This is a genomic window from Maridesulfovibrio sp. FT414 (assembly GCF_050916235.1).
Lineage (GTDB): Bacteria > Desulfobacterota > Desulfovibrionia > Desulfovibrionales > Desulfovibrionaceae > Maridesulfovibrio.
This window is the reverse complement of record NZ_CP104854.1, coordinates 3739521-3766364: the sequence shown is the minus strand read 5'-3', so window position 1 is coordinate 3766364 and position 26844 is coordinate 3739521. Positions and strand designations below refer to the sequence as shown.

The window sequence follows — 26844 nt, the reverse complement described above, 5'->3', positions numbered from 1 at the left end:
ATGCTACTGCTCTCTCATTGCAGCCAGCAATTTCACCAACTTGCTTTCGAGATCGGCAAAGTCACGACCGAGGAGACGGATCAGGGGCTCGCGTCCCTTTGCGCCGGAATCGCAGATCACATCGACCATTTCGGGCACTGGATGCTCTGACATGGCCTTGCAGGTTCCCCATTCAATGGTCGCTTCCTCGCTGCCCCTGAGCTCCTGAGCCTCGTCCTCACGATCGAACCAGGCTTCAACAAAACCGCAGGCAGCAATTGCGGACATAATCCCTGCATCGTAGCGGAGGCTGATTGCACAAGAGATCTCCGGATTGGATTTGGCGGCGCAGAGCAGTCCGCGGGCCAGACATGAAGACGCCCCGAACCCGGGACAGCCGCAGACCAGCACTTCCCCGGTTCTGGTACCGGCAATACCGCCTGTAAAGGCCGCAACATCCTTGATGCTTCCGGCAAAAGGAAGGGCCGCGACAACGTTGGCACGCACCCCGGAAACAAGCTTCACCAGCCCGTCCATACGGCTGAGGCCAACTCCGAACCTGTGCAGGTCGGAAATAAGTCCCAGTTTGCGCTGTTCAATGAGCATAGGGGCAAGATGGTTCGGCGGTCCGCTGCCTTCGCCGAGGTCAAAACCGGCCCGCAATGCCAGATTGAGATATTCCTGAGCCTTGCGCACCGCCATGACCATATCCAGCCCCTTGGCAAGATTGGCGGCAATGGTGGCGGAAAGAGTACATCCGGTGCCGTGACTGTTGCGGGTCTTGACCCGCTGCTGCATCAGAGGAATGGGCTGCTGACCGCGGATACCCAGCCAGTCGGTAGCGGCTACGGAGTCAAGATGCCCCCCCTTGATGAGAACCGCCCCTGGTCCCATTTCCAGCAGCAGGTCTATTGCTGCAAAAATATCCTCACGAGTACGGATCTCAAACCCGCAGAACAGCTCTGCTTCGGGAATATTCGGGGTAATCAGGTCCGCCATGGGAAAAAGTTCCTTCATGGCCTCCACAGCATCATCCTGAAGCAGCTTGGCCCCGCTGGTGGCTACACACACGGGATCAAGAACAAGCGGAAAATCCTTATTTCTCAGGGTATGGGCAACTGCCCGGATGATGGGAGCGGAAAAAAGCATCCCGGTCTTGGCAGCCTTAACCTTTATATCTTTGCAGACAGTTTCTATCTGCAGGGAGACAAATTCCGGAGTAACAGCCTCAATCCCGGCAACACCGGCGGTATTCTGGGCGGTTAGCGCGGTTATGGCGCTGGCACCGTAACACCCGGCCATGGATATGGCTTTCAGATCGGCCTGAATCCCGGCTCCCCCGCCGGAATCAGAGCCTGCTATGGTCAAAACGCATGGGAGCGGTCCCATTTGGCCTCCTCGAACAAATCAGTTCAAAACAGCTATATAATAATTCAACAAGATAAAATCGATGGCAGGTTTCTACCTTTGACACATATCCCGGTCAATAATTGTTCAATGCCTGATGCACTCAACATGGCTTGCAGAATCCATCTTCGTAGACAAGTATCCGCCAATTGGTTTATATAAGATATGGATCCTTATGTAAAATGTCCAATCAGTCAGCGAAGTCCCTCTGCAATGGAAAACAAGGAATTATGACATGGAAATATCTTCACTCAATGCCAATTATGAGCATGAAACTAACGAACGTCTGGCCGGCATGCTTTTCAAGGATCTTGTCGAGCTTAAGCAGCTCCAGAACCTGCTTGAGGTAAGTTATGCAGCAACCAGGATGCCTTCCGGTATAATAGATGCTGTAAGCGGAGAAATATATGCAGGGGCTGGATGGCAGAGAATCTGTCTGGAATTTCACAGAAAAAATCCGGAAAGCCAGAAACAATGCATTGAGAGCGACACAGCAATTACGGACAGGATACAATCAGGACAACACCACGGATATAAATGTGCCAACGGGCTCTGGGATGTAGGCATCCCCATCATGTGTATGAAGAAACACGTAGCTACATTCTTTCTGGGGCAGTTCTTTTATGAGGACGAAGAACCGGACGTAGACTTCTTTATCCGTCAGGCCCGAAAATACAATTACAACCAGAAGGAATACCTGGCAGCACTTTCGGAAGTTCCCCGCTTCAGCTACCCCGAAGTTGAGGAGATACTTAAGTACAACACAGCACTGGCATCTTTCCTTTCCGACTCCGCAACAAAAAGCATGCAGAACTTCATTGAACTTGAACAAAAGAAAAAGGCTGAAGCTGAAATAACAACTCTTCGAAATTATTTGGCAAACATAATCGACTCAATGCCCTCGATTCTGATCGGAGTCAACCCGGAAGGCCAGATTACCCAGTGGAACAAAGGAGCGGAATACGCTTACGGAACGAGTGCAGACAAAGCTCTCGGATGCTACCTGCAACAGACCATGCCAGCCCTTGCTCCACAGATGGAAAATGTCAGGATGGCAATAGAGACCCGCCGGATGCAGACATACATGAACAGGCCGGATTCAGGTGATAATGACCAGCCGTGTGAAGACATCACCATATACCCCCTGATAGCGAACGGAGTATGCGGAGCTGTGATCCGAATTGACGATGTCACAAACCGTGTGAACCTTGAGCGAATGATGGTCCAATCGGAAAAGATGCTGTCAATCGGAGGCCTGGCTGCCGGTATGGCCCATGAAATCAACAACCCGCTGGCAGGAATTCTGGGACATGCCAGCAACATAAAGAACCGCTTGTTCAGTGACATGGATAAGAACCTGACAGAAGCGGAAAAATGCAACGTATCTCTGGAGAACATGCGTGAATATCTGGAAAACAGGGGAATAACGAGGATGCTTGACGGCATACTTGAAGCCGGGACAAGGGCAGCCACAATCGTCAGCAACATGCTTGCCTTCAGTCGCAAAAGCGAAAACAAATTCAGCCCTCAGGATATAAATCAACTGCTCAGTCAGACAATTGATCTGGCTTCCAGCGACTATGACCTGAACAGTAAATATGATTTCAGGATTATCGGCATTACCAAGGAATTGCACCCGGATCTTCCTCTGGTATATTGTGAGAGAAATGAAATTCAGCAGGTTCTGCTGAACATATTCAAGAATGGAGCAGAAGCCATGCTCGACAGAATCACTGCAAAAGAAAACCCGCATTTCATCTGCAAAACATATCGGGAAGACAAAATGGCGGTGATCGAAATAGAAGACAACGGCATGGGAATGGATGAAGAAGTCCGCAAACGTATTTTTGAACCTTTCTACACTACAAAGGAAATAGGCAAGGGAACCGGTTTGGGGCTTTCCGTCTCCTATTATATCATAACGGACCTGCACAAAGGCTTGATGGACGTGCAGTCCGTACCGGGGAAATGGACCAGATTCATTATAAAATTGCCGTTTAAAAAGAATCATTAGCCTGTTGCCAGCGGAATTCAGTAACTATATGCTCCGCCCATGACAAAAAGCATCATCGCAAAAAACAGACCGCAACCGCGCTTCCTGCCCATGTCCCGTGCAGAAATGGATCAACTGGGCTGGGACAGGCCTGACATCCTGCTTGTTTCAGGAGACAGCTATATCGACCACCCCAGCTTCGGAATCCCACTGCTGGGCAGGGTTCTTGCCGCCCACGGATTCAAGGTGGCCCTCATCTGCCAGCCGGACTGGACCGACAGCAGCGCAATTGAGGAACTCGGCCGTCCAAGGCTGTACGCCGGTGTTTCTGCCGGGGCACTCGACTCCATGCTGGCCCACTACACATCCTTCCGCAAAAAAAGAAGCGATGACGCATACACTCCGGGTGGCAAAGCCGGAGCACGCCCGAACCGCGCAACAATCATCTACACCAACCTGATCAGGAAGGCCTTCAAAGGTCTTCCGGTAATACTCGGAGGCATCGAGGCTTCTCTGCGCCGCATATCGCATTACGATTTCTGGACGGACAAAATCCGCAAACCCATCCTCATGGACAGCAAGGCCGATCTGGTAGTCTACGGCATGGGAGAACGGGCCATGCTGGAAGCCGCCTTCCGTCTTGCTGCCGCAGAAAATCCCGGCCCGGAAACCCTCAAGGGAATAAGGGGCACGGCGTTTATGGGCACGGTTGAAGATATCGAGCCCGGAGCCCCGGTCATAGAGCTTCCGTCCTACGCCGACATCGACTCCGACCCGAAACAGTTGATGAAAGCCACCCTCGCCCTGGAGGAACAGGTTCACCACGGCATTTCATGGGCCGTACACCCTGCTGACAACAGGCAGGTTATAATCGCCCCGCCTGCGGATTTCCTTACCACCGAAGAACTGGACTGGCTCTACGCCCTGCCGTTTTCCCGGCTGCCGCATCCGTCATACAAGGAAAGGATTCCGGCCGCGGATATGATCGAATTCAGCATTACTTCCCACCGCGGCTGCGGCGGAGGATGCTCCTTCTGTTCCATTGCCATGCATCAGGGCCGGCACATCCGCTCCCGGAGCAGGAAGTCAATCCTCGATGAAATGAAACGCATGACCGAACATCCGGACTTCAGGGGTTCGGTATCCGACATCGGCGGACCCAGCGCAAACATGTGGAATGCCGAATGCACCCTTGAGAGGGGCAAATGCAAGCGCAAGAGCTGTCTGGTACCGAAGGTCTGCCCCAATTTCAAATACGATCAGAAGGCCAACCTCAAACTGCTGCGCGAAGCCGCAAGTCAGGACGGTATCAAGCATGTCAGGGTCGCCAGCGGAGTTCGCTACGACCTCGGACAACAGGACCGCACCAGCCTCAAGGATATTTTCAAGGAATTCGTGGGAGGTCAGCTCAAGGTCGCCCCGGAACACATCTCTCCGAACGTGCTGCGCCACATGCGCAAGCCGGATCTTCCGGTATTCGAAAGCTTTCTGGAGATGTTCGCCGTGGAATCCCGCAAGGCCGGAAAAGAGCAGTACGTAATCCCCTACCTCATGAGTGCGTTCCCTGGATGCACCGACAACGACATGCGCATGCTGGCATCGTGGCTTGCTGAACGCGGATGGAAACCAAGGCAGGTTCAGTGCTTCATCCCGACTCCCGGTACGGTGGCAACAGCCATGTTCCACTGCGAATGCGACCCGGACGGCAATAAAATTTACGTAGCCAAGACCGATGCCCAGCGACTCAGGCAGCACCGCATCCTCATTCCCGACCCGGGACAGGACCCCAGAGCAGCTCGTGGAGCCAAGGGTCCAAAAACAATGAAGAAAGACGGTTCTGACGAGAAGCGTCCGCAGGGCGGAAAACATAAGGCGAAACAAGCAGGAAAAGGCGGCAGAAACGCCGGTGGTTCAAAACAAACCGCCGGGGACAATAATTTTACCCGCAATAAATCAAAAAAAGGCTTCACAAATAAGAATAAAATAAAGTAATTATTATGGAAAACAAATTCAGTCAGGGATATTTTCATGAGTTCCGAATCATTTGCCAACCTGTGCATTTTCCATATCATGGACGGCCTGCGGGATGGGCTGTCCCATTTTTCACGCACCAGCCGTACCGCGCTCATTTATGCTGTAACGCCCGATGACCCGCTGCGAATATACGACCCGCAGGATCTTCTCAAGGAACACGAACCCAAGCTCCGTGAATATTTCCTTGAGTGCAACGAATGGCGCAACGGCAGCAACCATGACGACAACACCAGACTGATCGAAGTGGTTCCCTCCCGGGACCTGCCGCTGGCGGGGCTGATTACCTGCAGTGCCCGCTCCAGCAGCATTTTCTACCAGTGCTGGTTTACTGAGCAGCACCCGGACATGTGCTCCACCGGGCCTACGGAAAGCTGGATGGAATACGCCGCCCTGCTCCTTTCGCAGGATTTTGCCACCCAGAACATCCTGCGCATCGACAGTTCCGGGCACCTGCTGCGTGAGTATTCCACCCATGCCGTGCGCGACTTCATAGTGGATCAGCGCAACCGCATCATGGGCTGGGATACCCAGCTCAGGGTCTATCCCATCCTTGACGCCATACTCGGCATTTCCAAAACCAAAGAAGAAGGAGCATGGGCAAGGGGCGACCTTATCTTCATAGAGCCTTCGGAACTTAACGTCATTCATTACATGGCCAAATTTCCCGCTAACGAACGGCCATCCCTGAAAAACCACAAGCACGTGCGAAAACTGCTCCAGTCCGTGGAAAACTCGGGCCGAAAGCTCGTATCCGACGGCAAAGTCGTGGTCGGCATCGCTTCGATCGGACCTACCAACAATTCCATTTCAGCCCACTATAAAGGAGACTGGGGAATGCTGTACCTTGGTGGAGACCCGATATGCAGCTTTGCCGATGCCAAATTCTCTTCCACCAACTACAAACCCAACCTTGTGCAGCTTGAGGAAGTTCTGCTTGAGCTGGATCTTTCCGCGGACACCAGACATATGCTTTTTCAGCTTGTCCTCCAGATGATCACCAGTGCCAACCACCGCAGACACGGATGCACACTTGTTCTGGACTTCAACGATGTCCCCGTGGAAATTGCCGGACAGACCCTTGAAGAACCGCTGGACATGCGCGAACCTGAAATGCGCGGGCTGGCCCGTGCCCTGACCAAGCTTGACGGGGCCGTACACATTGGCAAAGATCTGAAATTGCACGGATTCGCCTGCCTGCTGGATGGACAGTCCGTATCCGGTGAAAACCGGGCCAGAGGCGCTCGCTTCAACTCCGCCCTACGCTTCACTGCCAAATACGACAACCTGCTCGTTATAGTTGTCTCGGCGGACAAGCCCGTATCGCTGATCCAACACGGTGTTGAGCTTACTGCCCTTTGCGAATGGAAACAGCTTTTCTCCTGCGTAAGCACTCCGCCAACTTTTGAACACTGGCTTGAAGGTACAATCTGATGAAAAAAATATTATCCGCAGCAATCGTCATGGCCTGTATGCTGCCCTCTTTTTCGCATGCGACAGAAACCGGGGAGCCGGTAAAAACATACTCCTTCAGCAAAAAGAAGGCACCGGCGGAATGGTCGACCGGGAAAACATTCCTGATTGCCGATGACAGGCGTCTGGGCCTCTTCAATGACCGCAACAAAAAATATCCTTCCGCCACAACTCTAACTGTAAGCAACATCCCGCAGGGCAGTTCGGTTGAAATCAGTTTCGACATGATTTTTGTGGGAAGCTGGGACAGCGAAGGCAAGCTCGCAGACCGCTTCACCGTCAGTATTGCAGGCGGACCGGTACTTTTGGACATGACCAAATTTCCCTGTGCAGTAATAGATGACGATGACAACCAGCCTACCGGGCATGACGGATTCGTGCGGGTAGGAGAAAGGGACCGGGCCTACTGGATAAGCCCTGTATCTGTTGAAGTCCCTGCGTCATTAATCATAAACGGGGAGGCAACTGTCGAATTCAAAGGCTTCCTGACCGGACGCAAGACAGAATTCTGGGCAATTGACAATGTAACAATCAAGTTCCGCTAAGATAAAATCTGATACCTCTTTTCGCCCAAGACAAAATATCTTTGTTGAATCCTCTCAGACGAACACTCTTATCAAACATTTATTATACAGTTATGAACGTTAATATTTTATATAAGAACAACTCTTCTCTACTTTATTACTGCCTGCGCAATAAATATATAATCATTTCGGCACAAAACACTTGTTACCGTAAATAAATTGCAATTAATTTTTATGTTATTTTAGATATTTAAATAGGTAGATAAAAGAAGGCCTCTTTCAACAGATAGCGCCTTTAAAAATATTTATTGTATTATTTCAGAATGTTAGGCCGAAATTTTCTAAAATAAAATAATTATGCAATTTACAACACAATAGACATTGTCACTAGCCAAAATTGATGGCATAGATAATGATGGAATCTATCAATGCAATCCGCTTCAACACATAATAAACGACCAAGTATCATAACGTAGACTAGCAAATGGAAACTTTTAAAACCATCTTAAACCGGCTCATGATCCTTATTCCAGTCCTGATTGTCCTGAATCCAGCTCTGGGCAGGGCTGAAAACCGGATAACCATTTCAGTAGCGACTCTTCCTTCAGCCATAAAAAAATTCAATTCCCTTCCCGAAGCAGCCCGTAACACGCCATTATCTCTGTCCAACATTGCTCCCGAAATAAACTCCGGATGTTCCGTAAGTCTGATGATCATAAAAAATGCCATGAAACTCAGCGGCATTGATGTTGACTTCAAATTTATACAAGTTCCTAATTCCAGAAGAGAAATTGACGAAGTCGCCAAAGGAAACGCGGTGATCGGTTCAAACCTGTTCAACGAAAAAGATATTTCTATCCACGACTACAATGCAAAAGTATACCTGACCACAGCCATAGCCCAGTCCGGTGAATTTCATAAAGGAATCTACTGCCTGCCTGAAAACCGCAAAATGCATGACGTCAAAACACTTGAAGATCTCAAGAAAGCCGGTACAGCATTGATCGGCCTGCACTGGAACAATGATTACCGGGTTCTTTCGGGGATGGGCATTACCAGAATTGAGCGCGGACAGAACATGGACAACATGTTCAGGATGATCAAGGCTGGCCGGGCGGACTGGATTCCGCTGGGATTTCAGAACCATCCGGGAATGACGATAAAACATGCGGGAATTTCGCTAGTACCGGTAAAGGGAATCAAGATTTCGCTGATAGAAAGCCGACATTTCATAATCTCCAGAAGGCACCCGCAGGGCGAACAGATTTATCAGGCTCTGGAGAAAGGAATGGAAGCAATGCGCAATGACGGAATCATGCAGAAGCTCATGCATCAGGGAGGCTACACCTGCCCGGAAGTGGAAACGTGGAAAGACCTTAACCCCATCCACCTGACCAGCAGCAATTAATACCCTGTCTTCACCGCTACAAATCTCACCGCAAAACAAGGCCGCAATATCACAAGATATTGCGGCCTGTTATCGTCTTGGGTTGTCACAGTCCTCCGGCGGCCCCTCTGCTCTCAACATCCCTAAGACTCTAAGCAAAACTTCTCGCCTAATGGCTGGAACAAGAATCTCAAAACCACTTACCGGGGCTTCGCCGCAGATGGCGTCAACTTGCCTTTATACTGAGACATTCTAAACAAACGTTCATCAGAACTTTTTCAGCTAAAGCAGCCTAAAGGTCATCCAGAACTCTTGTTAACGGGTGGTTCTCCACCTGCTTCACTTCCAGAACATCATACAGTTTTTCAAGATGTAAAACTATCTGTTCCAGCTTGCTGTTGTCGGCGACGGTAAGGATCATCCGGCTCTTATCACCTTCACCCACCGGACCGCAGATGATGCCCTCAAGATTGAAGTTGCGCCGCGAAAAAAGACCGGTAATCTGGCTCATTACCCCGGCATGGTTACGTACCAGCAGTTCAATTACAAAATTATGCATCACTAACCTCCGATCATTTCACGGTTGGCACATTCGGGCGGAACCATGGGTAATACCTTGTTCTCAAATCCGATGGGAATATTGATTACGCACGGACCGTACTGACCAAGAGCCCGCCGCAGGAACAGACTCGGGTTTTCCTGCTCGGAAAGGTCGAAGGAAGGTATGCCGAATCCTCTGGCGATTGAGGCGAAATCCGGATTGCATTCAAAGCTCGATGCAAAGTACCGTTCACCGAAGAAAAGCTCCTGCTGCTGGCGAACCAGACCGAGACGATTGTTGTTCATAATAACGACCTTTACGTTGAGATGCAGCTCGGCAAGTGTTGCCAACTCCTGAATATTCATAAGGAAGGAACCGTCACCGCTAACGCAGACAATCCTGCGCTCCGGCATTGCCAGAGCAGCGCCGATGGCATTGGGCAGCCCGAAACCCATGGTCCCCAAACCGCCGGAAGTGAGCAGGGTCCGCGGCCTGCGGAAGGGATACCCCTGCGCAACCCACATCTGGTGCTGTCCTACGTCGGTGGTGATAATTGCGTCATCAGGTAGAGACTCGCCCATAATCCTGATCAGGTTACGTGGATCGAAGGTCTCTTCCTCCTGTGGTTTGATTTCCGGGTACATTATACGCAGAGAAGCAATGCGCGCACTCCAGCCTATCCTGATGGACGGGGCTACGCGGTCCGCAAGTTCATGCAATGCCAGCCCGACGTCGCCAACGATGGAAAGGTTGGTCGGTTTGATCTTGCCGATCTCGGAACGGTCTATATCAATATGCAGAATGTCGGCATCACGGCAGAATTCGCAGGCCTTGCCAACGGCCCGATCATCAAAGCGTACACCCAGCGCGATGATCAGGTCGGCCTCCTCCATTATCATGTTGGTTGCGCGGGAACCGTGCATCCCCAACATGCCGAGATAGTTGGGATCGCCATGCGGAAAAGCTCCCAGGCCCATGAGGGTGGTTACAACCGGGATGGAATTGCGCCGGGCAAGCCGGATGAGGTCGCCGGAACAGTCTGCGGCAACAACACCGCCACCTGCGTAAATTACCGGCCTGCGCGCAGCTTCGATCATTTGAATTGCCTGTGTCAGCAGTTCCGGATCACACATGGCCGGGGCATCCTTGCAGCCCGGTTCAGGCCAGTTGGAAACCTCGATTATCTCCTTCTGTACATCCTTGGGGACATCCACAACAACAGGTCCGGGCCTGCCGGATTCAGCCAGCCTGAATGCCTCAGGGATGATTTCCAGAAGTTCCGCAGCGGACTGCACCAGAAAATTATGCTTGGTGATGGGGATGGTCAGCCCGTAGGTATCAACCTCCTGAAAGGCATCAGTCCCGATAAGGGAACTGGAAACCTGTCCGGTGATCGCAACAACCGGGATGGAATCAAGCCTTGCATCGGCAATTGCAGTAAGCAGGTTGGTAACGCCGGGGCCGGATGTTCCCATACACACGGCTGCCCTGCCGGTGGTCCGGGCCATCCCCTGAGCCATGAATCCAGCACCCTGCTCGTGCCGTGCAAGAATGTGCCTGATAGGACTGTCTTTCAACGCATCGTAGATAGGCAGGTTGGAACCGCCGGGAATTCCGCAGATTATCTCTATTCCCTGCCGTTCCAGCAACTTAACAACGAGTTTTGCACCACTTATTTTCATTTTCCGCTCCCACATTTCAAGATGAAAATAAAAAACCCCCACCGGCCTGGCCGGTGGGGGTTACAACTGCACCTGATTCGTAAACTGTAGTTTACAATCTTCCCTCCGGCCTTATTGAGCCTCGCACGACCACGACAGTAATCACGACCATCACCACGGAGGTGACGGTTGCTGCGACTGCGTACATGTGATCGAGGGAAGATAGCATCATTTCGTTTACTCTAATTTTTTCCAGAAATTTGTTTATGTTCAAGAAGCAATATTCCATCACAAAATCATATGCAAGCACTTTTTATAAAAACATGCATATTCTATCACATCCACTTACATACAACAGTAAATGGGTAATCTACTTAAGCTTATACAGCCCGATCCATCCGGACTTGTATCCCACAAGATGAAATGTTGCCTTGAACAGAACCGCCCAGAACAGATTCAGCATCAGCATGGGCAGATCATTCTTCTTGAGCAGCAGACTGCGGTCATTCTTGACCCTGAACGGGCTGCGCCGGAACCGCACATCCCGAAGCTTCAGCCTGAACTTTGATGTGAATCCCACCTGCTCGCTTTCTCCGCTGTAAAAATTCCTGATTCCCTGCGGATAATACGGCTTGCAGTGGTCCAAGTCGTGCCAGAAATGGGGATGCAGCATGGGAGTGGCGATAAGCAAAAGCCCTCCCGGACGCAGATATTTGAGATAGCCGTCGATGAACCCGACCACACCTTCGGAATCAAAATGCTCTATAATATGTGAAAGGATTAGAAGATCGAACCTTGCTTCGGAATGATCGCGTTCAAACTCATCCAGTGTCACCACCCGCAACCCACGCGAACAGCACTCGCGGACCTGAAATTCGTTTTTTTCAACCCCGAGTATATTCCTGAATCCCTGCTTCAACAAAAAATCAGTCTTGCCGCCCCGTCCGCAGCCTACTTCCAGAACAGCAAGCCCGCGGTCGAGGGGAGCCAGTATGTTCACCCACTGATCCATCTCGTGCCGGGACAGGGACTTGGTCATGGAACGCAGTCTGCTGCGCATTTCAGGTGTAGCGGTCAGCACCGGGCACCTCCTGCCTGTGCGGAAATTCCGGCAAGATCCGCAAGGTAGCGGGCTGCGCCCTCCGCACCGTTCAGGTTTACCTGCTCAGGCCCGCGACCGCACTCAAGGCAGCGGCGCAATGCCCCTTCAATGTCGTCCATTTCAACCGAACTATCCGGAAAGACATCCAAAACGGAAGATGAACAACGGCACAACACAGCGGCATGCTCTTCCTGCTCACCATCCTTCATCCCCCGCAGCAGCACCACCGAAGGCACACTGCAGGCCATAACATCAGTCAGGCTGTTGTATCCGCCGTAAATAAGCGCCGACCGGGCAGAAGCCAGGTCGGACAGGAAATCCGGCCCCACCTGCGCAAAACTGACATGACTTAGCCCGGAAAAATGGTTCACGACTTCCCCGGCCCCGTCTTCTCTCAGATTCATATAAATTTTCCAATCGCCGTGACTACTGCCGATACGCTCCAACGCACCGGCAAGCTTGCGCATCATGCACAGAGTCCCTTCTCCGGACCATGGAATCGAGATAACGCCGGCATACTTCCTCCCGCCTTCACCGAGGTATTGGAGAAGTTTCATCTCAGCCAGCCGTGAGACATAACCTGTTTCATACGGACGAACCCCGTAACGATCAGTCAGGGCCGAAATCTCGGCATCACCGACCACGGAAGAATCCCCGTACCAGAGAATATTGGAGTATGCCTCGCGAAATATATCCGCTGAATAGTCGGACCAGACCTTGTCCACATCGCCGACAACGGCCCTGACCCCAAGCACACGCAGGGTTTCCGGGGATACCTCATGTGATGGCACAAGCTCCCTGTGCTTGCCCTGCGGGGTATGGTCGGCAAGGAATACTTTCGGCCTGTAAATTTCAAGAATATGGCGGATGCTCCGAGCTCTGAGTTCCCCTAGAATCTTGTCGTCCAGATTTGACGGTCCCGTGGCCCCGGTAGACTTCCCCCCGACAATTGCTGTCCGGTACGAGGGCAGCTTGATCCAGTCCAGATCCCCTTTGCCGACAAGCTCCGCCACAGACGGGCACCCGGTCACCAGCAGCACGGACATCTGCGGAAACAACCGGCGCACAGCCAGGCCGATCGCAACGCTGCGGCTTACATGACCAAGTCCACGACCGTCGTGTGCATAAATTATCAAATCTATTATAGGGTTCATCGATAATCCTTATAATTCAAAACTAAACTTCATTATTACAACAAGTTAAACAGACTTTACACCTGCAACAAAAGTTTAGAAAAGGGATTGCTTCCACCGGGAAAAAATAATAAAAATTACCACGGATACACTGACTCTTCTTTTAAAGATTTACAGATGTACGCCTTTTCGCTAGATATTCCATCGTTCATAGTGATGCAAGACAAAATATTTCACGGAAAAACAGACAATCTAACCCTGACCCCGGTACAGTAAATGGATAAGACCTTCAATATTTTGATGTATTCCCACGACACATACGGGCTTGGGCATATCAGACGCACCATGGCGATAGCATCGCAGCTGAAATGCAGAGGGGTCAACATACTAATTCTTACCGGATCGCCTATAGTAGGAAGGTTCGAGTTTCCTGAACAGATAGATTTCGTCCGTGTACCGGGGATGATCAAACAGGCAAATGATATTTATGTACCTCATTCGATAAAAATAGACCCGGTACATGCCATGTCCATCCGCCAATCAATTATAGATGCAACCGCCAGAAGCTTTCAACCGGACCTGTTCATAGTCGACAAGGCCCCGCGCGGACTCAAGCATGAGATCATCCCCACCCTGCAGTGGATGAAGGAAAACGGGAAAACCCGCACCATCCTCGGCCTGCGCGACATCATGGACGATGCCGAAAGCACCATTCAGGACTGGACCGAGAAAGGCATATATGAAGTGCTCGAAGACCTTTATTCCGAAATATGGGTCTACGGGCATAAAGAATACTACAACCCCATCGAAGAATACAACATCCCTGAATCCATCAGCAAAAAGATGGTTTTTACCGGATACATCCCCCGCAAGATCCATTCCCGCTCCTGCCCGGAAAAACGCAAGAACGGCAGGAAACAGGTGGTCATCACCGCAGGAGGCGGCGGAGACGGCTATCCCATGATGGACGCCTACCTCAAGGGACTTGAAAAACACGGACCGCAGGATTTCAAAACCATCATGGTCACAGGTCCATTCATGGCCAAGGAACAGCGTCAGGATCTCGCACGCCGGTCCAAGGATCTGGGCGTTACTTTCTACCATTTTTACCGCAGAATGGAAAAACTGTTCAGCAACGCCGACCTTGTCGTCTGCATGGGCGGCTACAACACCTTCTGTGAAATTCTTTCGCACAAAAAGGTTGCCCTTATCGTGCCCCGGGAAACTCCCCGGCTTGAACAGACCATCAGAGCACAGGTGCTGAAAGAACAGAATCTTGCGGATTTCCTGCCCTGGCACAGACTGGGACCTGATGAAATAATGAGCAAGGTGGACAACCTGTTGAACAATTCCCAGAAGATCAAAGATGCAGTGAAAAACTTCAAATTCACCGGTCTGGACGTGATGCATCAGCGTGTGGACTACTTCAAAAAATATTGCAAATGAGTACAGATAAACAGCCAGTCCTTGCGATGATTCTCAAGGGCTACCCAAGAATTTCCGAGACTTTTATTTCCAACGAAATCAGACTCCTTGAACAGCGTGGCGTAAAGATTCACATAATTTCCATGCGCCGTCCGAGGGAGACCTTCACCCACAAATCCATTTCCGAAATCAAGGCCGCAGTATCATACCTGCCTTCAACACTTGAAGGCTGTCTTGAAGAGCTTTTCGGTTCAACCGAACTAGATGCGGGACTCAAGGTCCCGCGCTACGGCAAGGACGCGGAATTCACCTCCCGCATCGACAAAATCTGGGAAGTGTACCGCGAAACCGGTAGTGAGGCCTCCTTCAAGCATATGCTTCAGGCGGAGTACATTGTTGAAAAAATCCTGCCCGGATCGGATATTTTCCATTTCCACGCCCATTTCGCCCACTCCCCATGTTCGGTAGCTAGGGATGCCGGCAGGCTGTCCGGGCTGCCCTTCAGCTTCACCGCCCATGCCAAGGACATCTACACCCAGAAGCCGGAAAAAGTGACTGCCAAGATTTCCGAAGCAAAGTTCGCCGTCACCTGCACCGGATACAACTGCGAATATCTGCAGTCCATTGCACCGGAAGGAAAACCCATCCACAAGGTCTACCACGGTATCGATCTGGCCCTGTTCAGTTCGGATAAGGACCACACAAGCAGTGCGCCCTATGAAATTTTCACCGTGGCAAGATTCACTGCCAAAAAAGGTCTGCCCACTGTATTCAAGGCCCTCAAGACCCTCGACGAAAAGGGTATAGACTTTTCATACAAGATAGTCGGCGACGGGGATGAAAGGGAGCAGACCCTTGCCCTGCTCGACAAACTCGGCATCGCCCACAAATGCACATGGCTGGGCACCAGAACACATGAAGAAGTGCTTGAGCTGTACCGCAAGGCGGACCTCTTCGCCATCGGCTGTGAAATCGCCGAAAACGGGGACCGTGACGGAATACCCAACGTTCTTGCCGAATCCATGGCCATGTCCGTACCCGTTGTAGCCACCACGGTATCAGGCATACCGGAACTGATAGAAAACGGCAGGACCGGACTGCTGGTTGAGCCGCGCGACCACGAATCCATGGCCGAGGCCATGGAAAAAATGCTCACCGATCAGGAGTTCCGTAAATCCGTTATCCCTGCCGCCAAACAGCGCGTGCACGAAATATTCGACAACAAGTACTGGATCAACAAACTGGCCGACGTCTACGAACTCTACGGAATCAAGGCCGGCTGATTTTTTTGCCTCCGGAGGCATACTATGAACGACTAAAGGGGAGAGCATTGAGAATTGCATTTTTTGCCCCGCATAAGCCGATTGATCACCCTGTCCCATCCGGCGACCTGATGATAGGCCGCGGCCTGTACGATTTTCTGCAATCCCGTGGACATGAAATGGAAGTTGCGAGCCGCATCCGGCTCTGGAACATCACATCAAGACCATTATGCTGGGCAGGCGCTTTACTTGAATTCCGGAAAACCTTCAGACGGGTAAAGGAATTCAACCCCGACCTCTGGATCACCTACCACAGCTACCACAAATCCCCCGACCTTTTCGGGCCGGAAATAGCCCGCAGACTTGGCATCCCATACGTAATATATCAGGGCGTGTTTGCAACCAAATACCGCCGCGATCTCAGGACCTGGCCTGGCTATATAGCCAACAAAAAAGCCCTCCTATACGCTGATCATGTATTTGCAAATAAAGAAATAGACTTTTGCAATCTATTGCGAATTATTATATCAGAGAAACTATCCCGAACGTTCCCCGGAATAAATACGGACGAATTCGGCTTCTGCCCGGAAAGCAGGAACAGAATTCGGACAGATCTGGGGCTGAACGGGTGCACTGTAATAATGTCCACAGCCATGCTGAGAGAGGATGTAAAAGCCGAAAGCATGATTGACCTGCTGAATGCCTTCGAAAAGGTAGCCCGGCTGGAACCTGAAGTCCGGCTGATAATTGCCGGGGACGGGGAGGCCCGGGCAAGACTTGAGGCACAGGCGAGACAGAAAACTGGCAACAAGGTGGTGTTTCTTGGACGGATTCCACGGTCTGAGCTCTACCGCTACTACAGTGCTGCCGACCTGTTCGCCTTTCCGGGAATAAACGAGGCTCTGGGCATGGTCTACCTTGAGGCACAGTCGGCAGGACTTCCTGTTGTGGCCTATTCCACCAACGGGCCGAAAGAAGCCGTGGCCCACGGCCAAACGGGACTCCTCTCGGACGAGGGAGACATAAACACTCTGGCCGAAAGCATCCTCACCCTTGTGCGGGACAGGGAAAAACGTGAACGGATGGGCAAAGAAGCGCCCGAACGCATCAGGCGGATATTCAATCTCCAGTCGAATCTTTTGCATGTCGAATCACAACTGCTGAAACTCATACATCCGGAGGGGAAAAGTGAAAACGGTCAGCATAGCAATCATACGGCACTCTGTAACCGAATGGAATGAGCAGAACAGAATTCAGGGTCACATGGATTCGCCATTGACAAAATACGGACGCGAGCTGGCTGCCAGTTGGCGTGATACCCTCGACCCGGCAACCTTTGATGCCGTACTCACCAGCGATCTTGGGCGGGCCGTAGAGACAGCCTCCATCATAACCGAAGGATTCCAGCTACCCGCATTAAAGATGCCCGGACTGCGCGAACAGGACTGGGGCGAATGGTCAGGGCTCACCACCGATGAACTGCAAGAAAAATTTCCCGGCAAACTCGATAAAGAAATCGCCAAGGGCTGGATGTTCCGCCCCAACAGCGGAGAGAGTCGCATAGAAACGTCCGAGCGCGGAATTCGCGCACTTGAAGAGGGAGCGGCCAAACTCTCTGAAATCGTGAACAAGGACCATATCAAAGTGCTTGCCGTGGTCCACGAAGGGGTGCTTAAAACCATCATCTACAAACTGGCCGGACACGACTTTTCCGCCGATAAACCAAAACTCGTCAAACGCCGCCGCGTTCACTGGCTGAAATGGAACGGCACACTCTCCATCGACAGACTCAATGATATTCTGTAAACAGCCTTTTTAAGGCCATCCAGGGGTCAGAGGAGAGGGGAAAACCATTTTGCCAAAACCAAAAAGTGTTTTCCCCTCTCCTCTGGACTCCTCTCCCCTTTCCCAAAAACGCTTTAATATGCTTTGCGGTTATAAATATTAAAACAAATGGTAAAGTTAAGCCGTTTATAGACCTACAGGCCGGTCTCACATTGCAACTCAAACCACTCTCCTTTCTGACAGGTTTGAGTAGACAAAAAGCCACTTTTAATCTTGCTGCAACGCCTTCGATTGCAATAAGTTAAAAATCTGTTTGCGCCAAAAATTTAATGGCGTGATTACACTAATTAACATTTTTTGCCGATTCATACTTCAGGGTGGCGAAGCCCCGATAAAAAAGTTTGGGATTCTTAAACCCTTTTCAAAGGGTTTAAGGCTCCCGCAGGGTCGCCGAAGGCATAAGGGCGTCCAAAGGCACTTACACATGAAAGTAATTCATTATTGTCAACATGTCCTTGGAATGGGTCATTTCTTTCGCAGCATAGAAATTGCCCGTGCCCTTGATCGTGAGCAGGTCATTTTTGTTGCGGGCGGAGAGCGTCCGGACCAGAATCTTCCGGCCAATGTGGACTACCGCCAGCTTCCCGGCCTGTGCATGAACGAAAAGTTCGGCGACCTCCGGCCTACCGATGAAGGACGTGATCTGGAAGAGATCAAGGCTGAACGGGCGCAAAGCATCATGCGTATCTTCGAGGAGGAAAAACCGGACATTTTCCTGATCGAGCTTTTTCCTTTCGGCCGCAAGGCTTTCCGCTTCGAGCTGATTCCGGTCCTCGATTCCATCAGGGAAGGACGCTTCGGGAACGTTCAGGTGGTCTGTTCACTGCGCGACATACTTGTGGAACGCAAAGACGGCGGCAAACATGAAGAAAAGGTGGTAAAATACCTTAATAAATATTTTGATATGCTGCTTATCCACTCCGACCCTGCCATTGCAGCTCTGGATGAAACCTTCGGACTTATGAACAGGATAGAAATACCCTGCCTGTACACTGGCTTTGCCGCCCGTAGACCGGCTCAGGGATCAAGGGAAAGAATCCGGGCCTCAATGGGCCTTGCTGACCATGAAAAGCTGCTCATAGCCAGTGCAGGAGGCGGCAAGGTCGGCGGCGATCTGATGGACGCTGTCCTGCGCGGATTTTCGGGTATGGACCTGAAAAACACCCGGCTGCTGATGCTGACAGGACCGTTTCTTGACCGGACCAGATTTGATGAACTGTGCGCCCTCGCTGCCGGACATGATAATATTGATGTTGAAAGGTTTTCCCCGGACTTCACAGGCCTGCTTGCAGCCGCCGATGCCATGATCTCCATGGCCGGATACAACACCTGCATGGACATCCTGACTTCCTGCATTCCCGCTGCTGTACTGCCCTTTGACTACAACCATGAGCAGCGCATGCGTGCGGAAAGAATAGCCGGATATATTCCGCTTAAGGTACTGGAACCGAAAGATCTTATTGCCTCAGCCATGGAAGATGTTATAAACGGCCTGTTGAATCGTAATCGAACTTCGCCCGATCATGGTATAAACTTGGACGGTTCAGGCAAGTCAGCCGCGATTTTAAGAGAAAGCCGGAAGTAGTTAATGTCTCACAGACCCGTTGCGTCAATCTGGAAGAATTCAATCTCCACACTGATCGAATCATTCGACCACTGGTGGAAGGAACTTGAAGCCGCTATCCCCGATAGCGGTTGTGATGTCTTTTTCCGTGCCGACGACATAGGCTATCCCGGCAGACAGTTCTCAGAAATGATCACGGTCTTCAAGAAGAATGAAGTCCCGCTGTCCCTTGCCCTTGTTCCGGCATGGGTAAACGAATCCCGCATCAGCGAACTGCTTGAGGTGCTTGGGCCTGACCTCGGCCTCTGGTGCATGCACCAGCACGGTTACCGGCACATAAACTGCGCAAAGGAAGGCAAGAAATTCGAGTTCGGTCCATCACGGGACAAGGCCGTAATAGCTGCGGAACTGACTCGTGGACGGGAAAAACTGGGCCGTCTTCTGGGCAGGAACTTCTGCCCGTTCTTCACTCCGCCGTGGAACCGCTGCAGCAGCGAAGCAATGCACTGCCTCGCGGACCTCGGCTTTGTTGCAATTTCCAGATCCATCAATGTGGCTCCCTGCCCGCTGGATAATCTTCCCGACCTGCCCATCAACGTTGACCTGCATACGATCAAGAAAAACAGTCCCGAAGCAGGAGTCAGGGAACTGCAACGTCAGTTTATGGATGCAGTGAAAACCGACTACGCAGGGCTGATGCTGCACCACCAGCGCATGAACGGAACAGCCGTTCTTTTCCTCGACTATCTTTTGGCAAAAATAAAAAGGACCCCCGGATTCAAAATCCGGGATATGAGGATGATGCTTTCCTAGCATCGCTCCCTGAAACCACGCTGTAAACACACCCCGCACACAAACTTTCCAGTAGACGTACACACCACGCCCGCGGCTTTGTCACGCCATTGCAAGAGAATCCGGCTTAGGCTCGAACATGAGTGCAAAGCCGCGAACTTAACAGCATCTTGACATTTTCTCTTTGCATTTCAGTACATTTTAGCTATCAAATAAATCTACACTCGTGACAGTTCTGTATCCGGTCCACAGATGGCCCGAATGCAGACTTATATCGTGTTCCCTGCATATCGCCCCTGACGGCATATATGTTATGAAGGCCATGATTATTTGTTATCCAGCAAAAGCAGGGATCTGCTCCTTCCCGGAACAGGTCCGGTAAAGATTTTTATGTCGCAAAAGAGAATACCCTTCCAGGACCCGGACTCAGCAACGGACATTGTCGCCCAGGTGGTGCTTCCGTTCGACAAGTCGTTTGAAATCAGCCTGAAAAGCCTGAAATCAAGATTCCTGCGCAACATGGTCACGGTCACCAGCCTTATTCTGGCGGTTTCATTTCTGGCCTATGTCCTAGTAGGCAGTGATATTTCAAACGGGCTATACAATTCAGGTGATCCCGGACTGATGAAAGCCCTTGAGAAATCGGGCTATGAGGCCGGTGGCAGTGCAAAAGAACGCTGGATTGTAATCCTGTCCCTGCTTGTATGTACCGTGGGAATCGTAAACGCCCAGCTCATGGCGGTCACCGAACGGTTCCGGGAAATCGGAACCATGAAGTGCCTCGGTGCGCTGGACAGCTTTGTACTGCGCCTGTTCGTGCTCGAAGCCTCCATGCAGGGTGTTGCCGGGTCAGTACTCGGGGCACTGTTCGGGGCGCTCATCGCAATTCTCATCGGCATGCTGCGCTTCGGATTCGAAGCTTTGACCATGCTTTCCCCGGCAGAGGCCGGACTGTCCATTCTTTACTCCATAGGAGTGGGATTCGGGCTCAGCCTGCTGGGAGTAATCTACCCCGCTTTCATTGCCGCCCGCATGCGGCCCATCGAGGCCATGCGGGTTGAGGAATAAATTTCATATAAACCAGAAGAAATAATACAAAGGCGAAATATATGGCCGATCAGCACACCATCGTCCGGGTTTCCGGAGTCAAAAAAAACTTCAAGCTCGGCAGCACCGACGTTCAGGCCCTCAAAGGTGTAGACCTCGAAATCTACGCCGGGGAATACCTCTCAATCATGGGCCCTTCAGGTTCCGGCAAGTCCACCCTGTTCAACATGATCGGGGGGCTGGACAAGCCGTCCGAAGGCAAGGTCTACATCGATGAAGTGGACATCGCCCAGTTGGACGCCTTTGAGCTGGCCTGGCTCCGCAACCGCAAGATCGGCTACATATTCCAGACCTTCAACCTCATTCAGGTCATGACCGCGCTGGAGAATATCACCCTGCCCATGATCTTCGCCGGTGTGCACAACGATGCAGCCGTTGCCAAGGGGATAGAACTGCTCGACCTCGTGGGTCTGAACAAGCGCTACAACCACAAACCGCAGGAACTCTCCGGCGGGCAGCAGCAGCGCGTGGCCATTGCCCGTTCGCTTGCAAACGACCCGGCCATCATCCTCGCGGACGAACCCACCGGGAACCTTGACCTCTCCACCGGGGAGGAAATCATCAAGCTTATGAACCAACTCTCCAAGGAACGCGGAGTTACCATCATCACCGCCACCCACGATTACAAGATGCTCAATGCGTCTGACCGGGTGGTCTGGATCGAGGACGGCATGATCAAGAAAATACAGGACCGCGACCAGCTCAACATCGACGTTGGCTGCATCCGCATGGCCTGATCCCCGGAGGCTCACTGATGTCAATGCCATCCGAAACAAACAGATATTTACGACCGTTTGCAGTCCTGCTGGCTCTGCTTGCGGTTCTGACGCTGATCGCTCCCGGCAAGGCTTCGGCCTCGCCGGAGACCATCCGGCAGACCATTACCGACCTGTCATCCTTCGGCGGCCGTACCATGGGCTCCAAAGGGGCAGACAAGGCCGCAGAGTACATTGAGAAGAAGTTCAAGGAACTCGGCAGATTCAAGACCGGTAAACACCTCTTCCTGACACCGGCCATAGTCGGCGGAGATGTTACTTTCACCCTTGGAAGCGGCAAAAAGGCAAATGTACGCCCGGCCAGATTCAATGCCATCACCCCTCCCGCAACTCCGGTAAAAGGGCTGCACGGCCCGGTCATTTACGTGGGCAAGGGCCGCCTTGACGATTTCAACGGCCTGCCGGTACACAACGCCATCGTGCTCATGGACATGGATTCCGGAAAAAACTGGCTCAACGCAGCCAGTCTCGGGGCTTCGGCACTCATCTATGTGGATAACGGGCCGACCCGCAAAGGATTTTTCGAAGAAAAGCTTGAGCTTTCTCCGCTTGATTTCCCGCGCTATTACATCAGCGGTTCAGAAGCACGCTCCAGCCTAGGCCTGATCAGCGACAGCAGAAAGAAACTGCTCGACGATTCCGGTTTCCTGCATTCCAAGAGCGGTTGGGAGCGGATTGAAGCTGAAAACGTCTACTGCATAATCGAGGGAAGCGATCCCGAACTTGCCGAACAGCTGGTCATAATCGAAGCATTTTACGACTGCTCTACATATCTTATGGGCGGCACACCCGGAGCGGACGAAGCCCTGTCCGTGGCCTCGCTCATCGAGATGGGAAAAAAGCTGGCCGAAAACCCGCCCAAACGCTCCGTGCTCCTGCTTGCAACGTCAGGACACGGTCAGTCCCTGCGCGGCATGCGCGAATTTATTGAAGCCGTTTCCGGCAAGAGCAAAAACCTGAAGGTGCTCAAGGCCGAACTGCGCAAGAAAAAGGACAACGCGGCACTGATTCTGGACGGTCTGGAACAGGACAATCCTCTGGCAACGGAAGTGGCTGCACAGAATCCGGAGCTCTACGAGCTGCTCTACACCGCGCTGAAAAACCAGATCAAGGACGAAGTGGACATCATCAGCAAGGAGCTGATGCACCAGAGGCTTCAGGAAGATGCCGACAAGGATGCCATTGCCGCACTTGATAACCGCCGCAAGCTCCTGCGCCGCATTTCATGGAAAACCGACTATTCGGACCTGCCGTCTGAGGAACTTGCCGCTGTAAAGGACCTTTTCCCAAAAGTCCGGGAAAAGGTGGATACCGTAAGGCACGACATCAAGCAGCAGCTTGAAGCGGTTCGCAGTGCCCGCGAACTGCGCACGGTAGTGCGTTCCAAGGAACCGGTATGTTTTATCTCCCTCTATCTTTCCAGCCACGGCGAGGGAGTGGGAGCCTTCGGGCAGGGCTGGTTCTATGAACTGCGTCCCAGCATCAACCTTTCACGCACATTTTCACAGATAAACAACATCCTCGGAGATGCCGTACCGGAAACTGAAAAGGAAACCGGAACAGAAGGGATGTACCGCGACACCCTGCGCCCGGACCAGAGCCGTCCGTGGCAGACATGGCTGCTCGACAAACCGCAGTTCAGCAGTGAAATAGCAACCATGGCCGGGGAACTGGGATTCACCTTCGCCACGGTCAACGACGGGCGCGCCTTGTGGGGTACACCGTACGACACCGTTGAAAACATGAACTGGGATTCCATTGAAAAGCAGGGCCAGCTCATCGAAGGTCTAATCCGCAAAATAGCCGGGACCGCGGGAGAACTTACCACCAAGAAACCGCGCAAAGGCTTTGCCTTACTCAGCGGCAAGGCCCGCTTCATCAGGCAGGGAGAACTCTTTGCCGATCAGCCCGCACCGGGAACCATCTTCATGGGCTTTCAGGGCCAGACCAGATTCTATGCCCTTGCCGACTCCGAAGGAGATTTCCAGTTCAGCGGTCTGGCCTCCAAGAAACTGGTGCAGAACAAACTCATCATTGAAGGCTACAGATACAACAAAGACGGACGCATAGTCTGGGCCATCGACAAGAAACAGACCGGCAAGAACGCCTACAGGGTCAAAATGCACAGGCTGGACATGGAAACCAAGCTTGTCATGTTCGGCTGCCGCCAGACCACCCTGTTCGACCTGCTGACCCCGCGCACCTTCCGCTACATGACCAAAATCGAGGTTCTCGACGGTGCGCGCGACGCCCAGCCCATGCACTACTGGTTCAGCCGCATCGATACCCGTTCCTCCACCATAGCCAGTATATTCCTTGAGCCGGACGTTCCACTCAAGATGACCCTGTCCGACACTCTGCTCAACCGCAAGATGATCCTCATCCATTCCAAAGCGAGCGACCCGGCCGGAAACGGATACAATCTTGAGGAATGGCCCATCATCCCGGCCACCAACCACCGTGCGGCAACCGACATGTGGAACCTGTTGGGACCGCGCATCAGCAACCTTGAGGAACACGGCATAGTAAACCAGCGTATCAGGGATCTCGAGAAAATGGGCTCCACAGCACTGGCAGAAGCCGGAAAAGCATACAAGGAACGCCGCTACGACGATTTCATGAAGGAGTCGCGCACAGCCTGGGCGCTGGCCTCACGCGTCTATCTGGACGTGGACCAGACCCAGAAGGACGTACTGGTGGGCGTACTCTTCTACATCGCCCTGTTCATCCCCTTCGCCTACTGCATGGAGCGGGTGATCTTCTCCTTTGCCGACATTCACAAGCGGATCATCGGCTTCCTGGCGATTCTCGCGGCAGTTATCACGGTCATTTATTCCGTGCATCCAGCATTCGAGCTGACTTACAGTCCCATGGTCGTTATTCTGGCCTTCTTCATTCTCGGCCTCTCGGTCATGGTTTCGCTGATCATTTTCTTCAGGTTTGAAAAAGAAATGATCCTGCTGCAGCAGCGGGCGCACCGGACCCAGACCTCCGAGATAAGCAAATGGAAGGCCTTCACATCCGCCTTCGTCATCGGGGTAAGCAACCTGCGCCGCAGGAAGATCAGGACCTTCCTGACCTGCCTGACCCTGACCATCCTGACCTTCACCATCATGAGCTTTACCGCGGTAAAGTCCCTGCGCGAACACACCTACGTGCTCTACAGCGACAGCAAGCCCTACTACGGTCTGTTCATGAAAAACATAGGCTGGACCGACCTGCCCCGCGAAACTCTGGGCATAGTCTCCAACGACTTTGACGAGAGCGGCATAGTTGTCCCGCGCGGCTGGATGGAACTCAAGGACATGACCACTCCGGCCGTGACCCCGGTAAGCTTCGGCGACAGGCAGGAAGAGGTCAAAGGCCTTGTGGGCCTGAGTCATCGTGAACCGGAAGTCAGCGGCATCGACAGGATTCTTGTTGAAGGCAGCTGGCTTGCTCCCGGAGCTGAAAACCAGATTCTGCTTTCAAGCGAAATGGCAGCGCGTCTCGGAGCCAAGGCCGGTGACACCGTCAATGTATGGGGAGCCGGTTTCGTGCTCAGGGGCATATTCGACGGCAGGAAATTCAACGAGCACACCGATCTCGACGGCGAACCCATGACCCCGGTAATCTTCCCGTCCTCCGCGGCGCAGGAACTTACCGAGGTTGAAGCCGAAGCCATCGAAGCCGGTGAAGACATCGACACCTTCCAGGGCCGTTATACCCATATTCCCGGTGAAGTTACCGCCATTATCCCCTATGAGACCATCATGGCCATGGGCGGACAGCTCAAGGCCGTGGCCATCGGACCGGTTAAAGGCGAATTCCCGCAGGAGACGGTCAACAGGCTCGTGGACCGCTACGGTCTGCCCATCTTCAGCTGCGACCAAAGCGGGACCTACATCTGTCAGGCATCGGACAGCATGAACTACTCCGGTGTGCCCAACATCATCATCCCGCTGATCATATCCGCGCTGATCGTGCTCAACACCATGATCACCAGCGTTTACGAGCGCAAAAAGGAAATTGCGGTCTACACCTCCATAGGTATGGCACCGACCCACGTCTCCTTCCTGTTCATCGCCGAAGCCATTGCCTTTGCGGTCATCAGCGTTGTCGTGGGCTACCTTATCGCCCAGACCGCTTCGGGGCTTCTGGCCGGAACGCCGCTCTGGGCAGGCATGACCGCAAACTATTCCTCCATGGCCGGGGTTGCGGCAATGGTTCTGGTTATCGCAGTCACCCTGATCTCGGTAATCTATCCCTCCAGAGTAGCGGCAAACATCGCCATTCCCGACGTAAACCGCTCATGGAAAATGCCGGATACCGACACGAACACCATCGAGGCCACCCTGCCCTTCCTGCTCAAGCATGAGGAACAAAAGGATGCGGGCGGTTTCATGCTCGAATATCTTGAAGCGCATACCGATGTTTCGCATGGACTGTTCTCCACCTCGGAAATCGAGGTCAACTTCAGTCAGGAACAACTGCCCAAGTCCACCTGCGACCTGCTTGATGGCTGCCCGGACCACATCACCTGCTTCCGCTTCAACGTGCGGGTCTGGCTTGCCCCCTTCGACTTCGGGGTAAAGCAACAGGTGGAACTGCGTTTCAGGCCTGCAAAGGTTCACCCGCAATTCCTTGAAGCAGTCCTGCTCATCACCCGCGAGTCCGGGGAAATCGGTGCGTGGAAAAGGCTGAACAAGGATTTCATCAACGCCATCAGGAAGCAGTTCCTCATCTGGCGCTCCCTTGAACCGGAAAAACAGAAGTCCTTCCGCGATAAGATCCCGGAAATGATGGCCTTCGGCTTTACCGGACTGAACACCAAGAAAACTCTTGCGGACCTGTAAATAAGGG

19 protein-coding genes are annotated in these 26844 nt (G+C 52.3%); 14 read left to right on the top strand and 5 right to left on the bottom strand.

Features of this window, described 5'->3' with window-relative positions; all coding sequences use genetic code 11:
- Positions 1–3: 3 nt before the first annotated feature.
- Positions 4–1368, bottom strand: a complete 1365-nt coding sequence (thiD, locus tag N7E73_RS16725; protein ID WP_432736062.1) for a bifunctional hydroxymethylpyrimidine kinase/phosphomethylpyrimidine kinase — start codon at positions 1366–1368, stop codon at positions 4–6.
- 253 nt (positions 1369–1621) lie between these two features.
- Here thiD and N7E73_RS16720 point away from each other — a divergent pair, with 253 nt between their 5' ends.
- From N7E73_RS16720 to N7E73_RS16700, 5 genes are all read left to right on the top strand, one after another.
- Positions 1622–3400: a PocR ligand-binding domain-containing protein gene (locus N7E73_RS16720; RefSeq protein WP_432736061.1), complete on the top strand. Its 1779-nt coding sequence runs from the start codon at positions 1622–1624 to the stop codon at positions 3398–3400.
- 39 nt (positions 3401–3439) lie between these two features.
- A complete protein-coding gene (locus N7E73_RS16715) occupies positions 3440–5371 on the top strand; it encodes a YgiQ family radical SAM protein (RefSeq protein ID WP_432736060.1) in 1932 nt (643 codons plus the stop codon).
- Between the two features lie 36 nt (positions 5372–5407).
- Positions 5408–6844, top strand: a complete 1437-nt coding sequence (locus tag N7E73_RS16710) for a DNA integrity scanning protein DisA nucleotide-binding domain protein (protein WP_432736058.1) — start codon at positions 5408–5410, stop codon at positions 6842–6844.
- Positions 6844–7428, top strand: a complete 585-nt coding sequence (locus N7E73_RS16705; RefSeq protein WP_432736057.1) for a hypothetical protein — start codon at positions 6844–6846, stop codon at positions 7426–7428. The genes N7E73_RS16710 and N7E73_RS16705 overlap by 1 nt, the downstream gene beginning before the upstream one ends.
- A 463-nt stretch (positions 7429–7891) precedes the next feature.
- Positions 7892–8815 (top strand): hypothetical protein, encoded by a 924-nt coding sequence (locus N7E73_RS16700; RefSeq protein ID WP_432736056.1) that lies wholly within the window; start codon positions 7892–7894, stop codon positions 8813–8815.
- Between the two features lie 271 nt (positions 8816–9086).
- On the opposite strand, the gene ilvN is transcribed toward N7E73_RS16700, so the two are convergent.
- From ilvN to N7E73_RS16680, 4 genes are all read right to left on the bottom strand, one after another.
- Positions 9087–9353: an acetolactate synthase small subunit gene (gene ilvN, locus N7E73_RS16695; RefSeq protein WP_432736055.1), complete on the bottom strand. Its 267-nt coding sequence runs from the start codon at positions 9351–9353 to the stop codon at positions 9087–9089.
- 2 nt (positions 9354–9355) lie between these two features.
- Positions 9356–11017 carry a biosynthetic-type acetolactate synthase large subunit gene (gene ilvB, locus N7E73_RS16690; protein ID WP_432736054.1) on the bottom strand — a complete coding sequence of 554 codons (1662 nt, stop codon included), beginning with the start codon at positions 11015–11017 and terminating at the stop codon, positions 9356–9358.
- A gap of 349 nt (positions 11018–11366) precedes the next feature.
- A complete protein-coding gene (locus N7E73_RS16685) occupies positions 11367–12077 on the bottom strand; it encodes a class I SAM-dependent methyltransferase (protein WP_432736053.1) in 711 nt (236 codons plus the stop codon).
- Positions 12071–13252: a hypothetical protein gene (locus tag N7E73_RS16680; protein ID WP_432736052.1), complete on the bottom strand. Its 1182-nt coding sequence runs from the start codon at positions 13250–13252 to the stop codon at positions 12071–12073. The genes N7E73_RS16685 and N7E73_RS16680 overlap by 7 nt, the downstream gene beginning before the upstream one ends.
- 255 nt (positions 13253–13507) lie before the next feature.
- Between N7E73_RS16680 and N7E73_RS16675 the strand changes: the two genes are divergently transcribed.
- The 9 genes from N7E73_RS16675 to N7E73_RS16635 all read left to right on the top strand — a co-directional run bounded on the left by N7E73_RS16675 (position 13508) and on the right by N7E73_RS16635 (position 26837).
- A complete protein-coding gene (locus N7E73_RS16675) occupies positions 13508–14677 on the top strand; it encodes a glycosyltransferase family protein (RefSeq protein WP_432736051.1) in 1170 nt (389 codons plus the stop codon).
- On the top strand, positions 14674–15939 hold the full coding sequence (locus N7E73_RS16670; RefSeq protein ID WP_432736050.1) for a glycosyltransferase family 4 protein: 1266 nt from the start codon (positions 14674–14676) through the stop codon (positions 15937–15939). The genes N7E73_RS16675 and N7E73_RS16670 overlap by 4 nt, the downstream gene beginning before the upstream one ends.
- Positions 15940–15986: 47 nt before the next feature.
- Positions 15987–17159 (top strand): glycosyltransferase family 4 protein, encoded by a 1173-nt coding sequence (locus N7E73_RS16665; RefSeq protein ID WP_432736049.1) that lies wholly within the window; start codon positions 15987–15989, stop codon positions 17157–17159.
- Positions 17107–17724 carry a histidine phosphatase family protein gene (locus tag N7E73_RS16660; RefSeq protein ID WP_432736048.1) on the top strand — a complete coding sequence of 206 codons (618 nt, stop codon included), beginning with the start codon at positions 17107–17109 and terminating at the stop codon, positions 17722–17724. Before N7E73_RS16665 ends, N7E73_RS16660 begins: the two co-directional genes overlap by 53 nt.
- 499 nt (positions 17725–18223) lie before the next feature.
- On the top strand, positions 18224–19348 hold the full coding sequence (locus N7E73_RS16655; RefSeq protein WP_432736047.1) for a glycosyltransferase family protein: 1125 nt from the start codon (positions 18224–18226) through the stop codon (positions 19346–19348).
- A 3-nt stretch (positions 19349–19351) separates the two neighbouring features.
- A complete protein-coding gene (locus N7E73_RS16650) occupies positions 19352–20140 on the top strand; it encodes a polysaccharide deacetylase family protein (protein ID WP_432736046.1) in 789 nt (262 codons plus the stop codon).
- A 369-nt stretch (positions 20141–20509) separates the two neighbouring features.
- Entirely contained in the window at positions 20510–21187 is a 678-nt protein-coding gene (locus N7E73_RS16645) for an ABC transporter permease (RefSeq protein WP_432736045.1), read from the top strand.
- 41 nt (positions 21188–21228) lie between these two features.
- Positions 21229–21963 (top strand): ABC transporter ATP-binding protein, encoded by a 735-nt coding sequence (locus N7E73_RS16640; RefSeq protein WP_432736044.1) that lies wholly within the window; start codon positions 21229–21231, stop codon positions 21961–21963.
- 17 nt (positions 21964–21980) lie between these two features.
- Positions 21981–26837 (top strand): FtsX-like permease family protein, encoded by a 4857-nt coding sequence (locus tag N7E73_RS16635; RefSeq protein WP_432736043.1) that lies wholly within the window; start codon positions 21981–21983, stop codon positions 26835–26837.
- Positions 26838–26844: the final 7 nt, after the last annotated feature.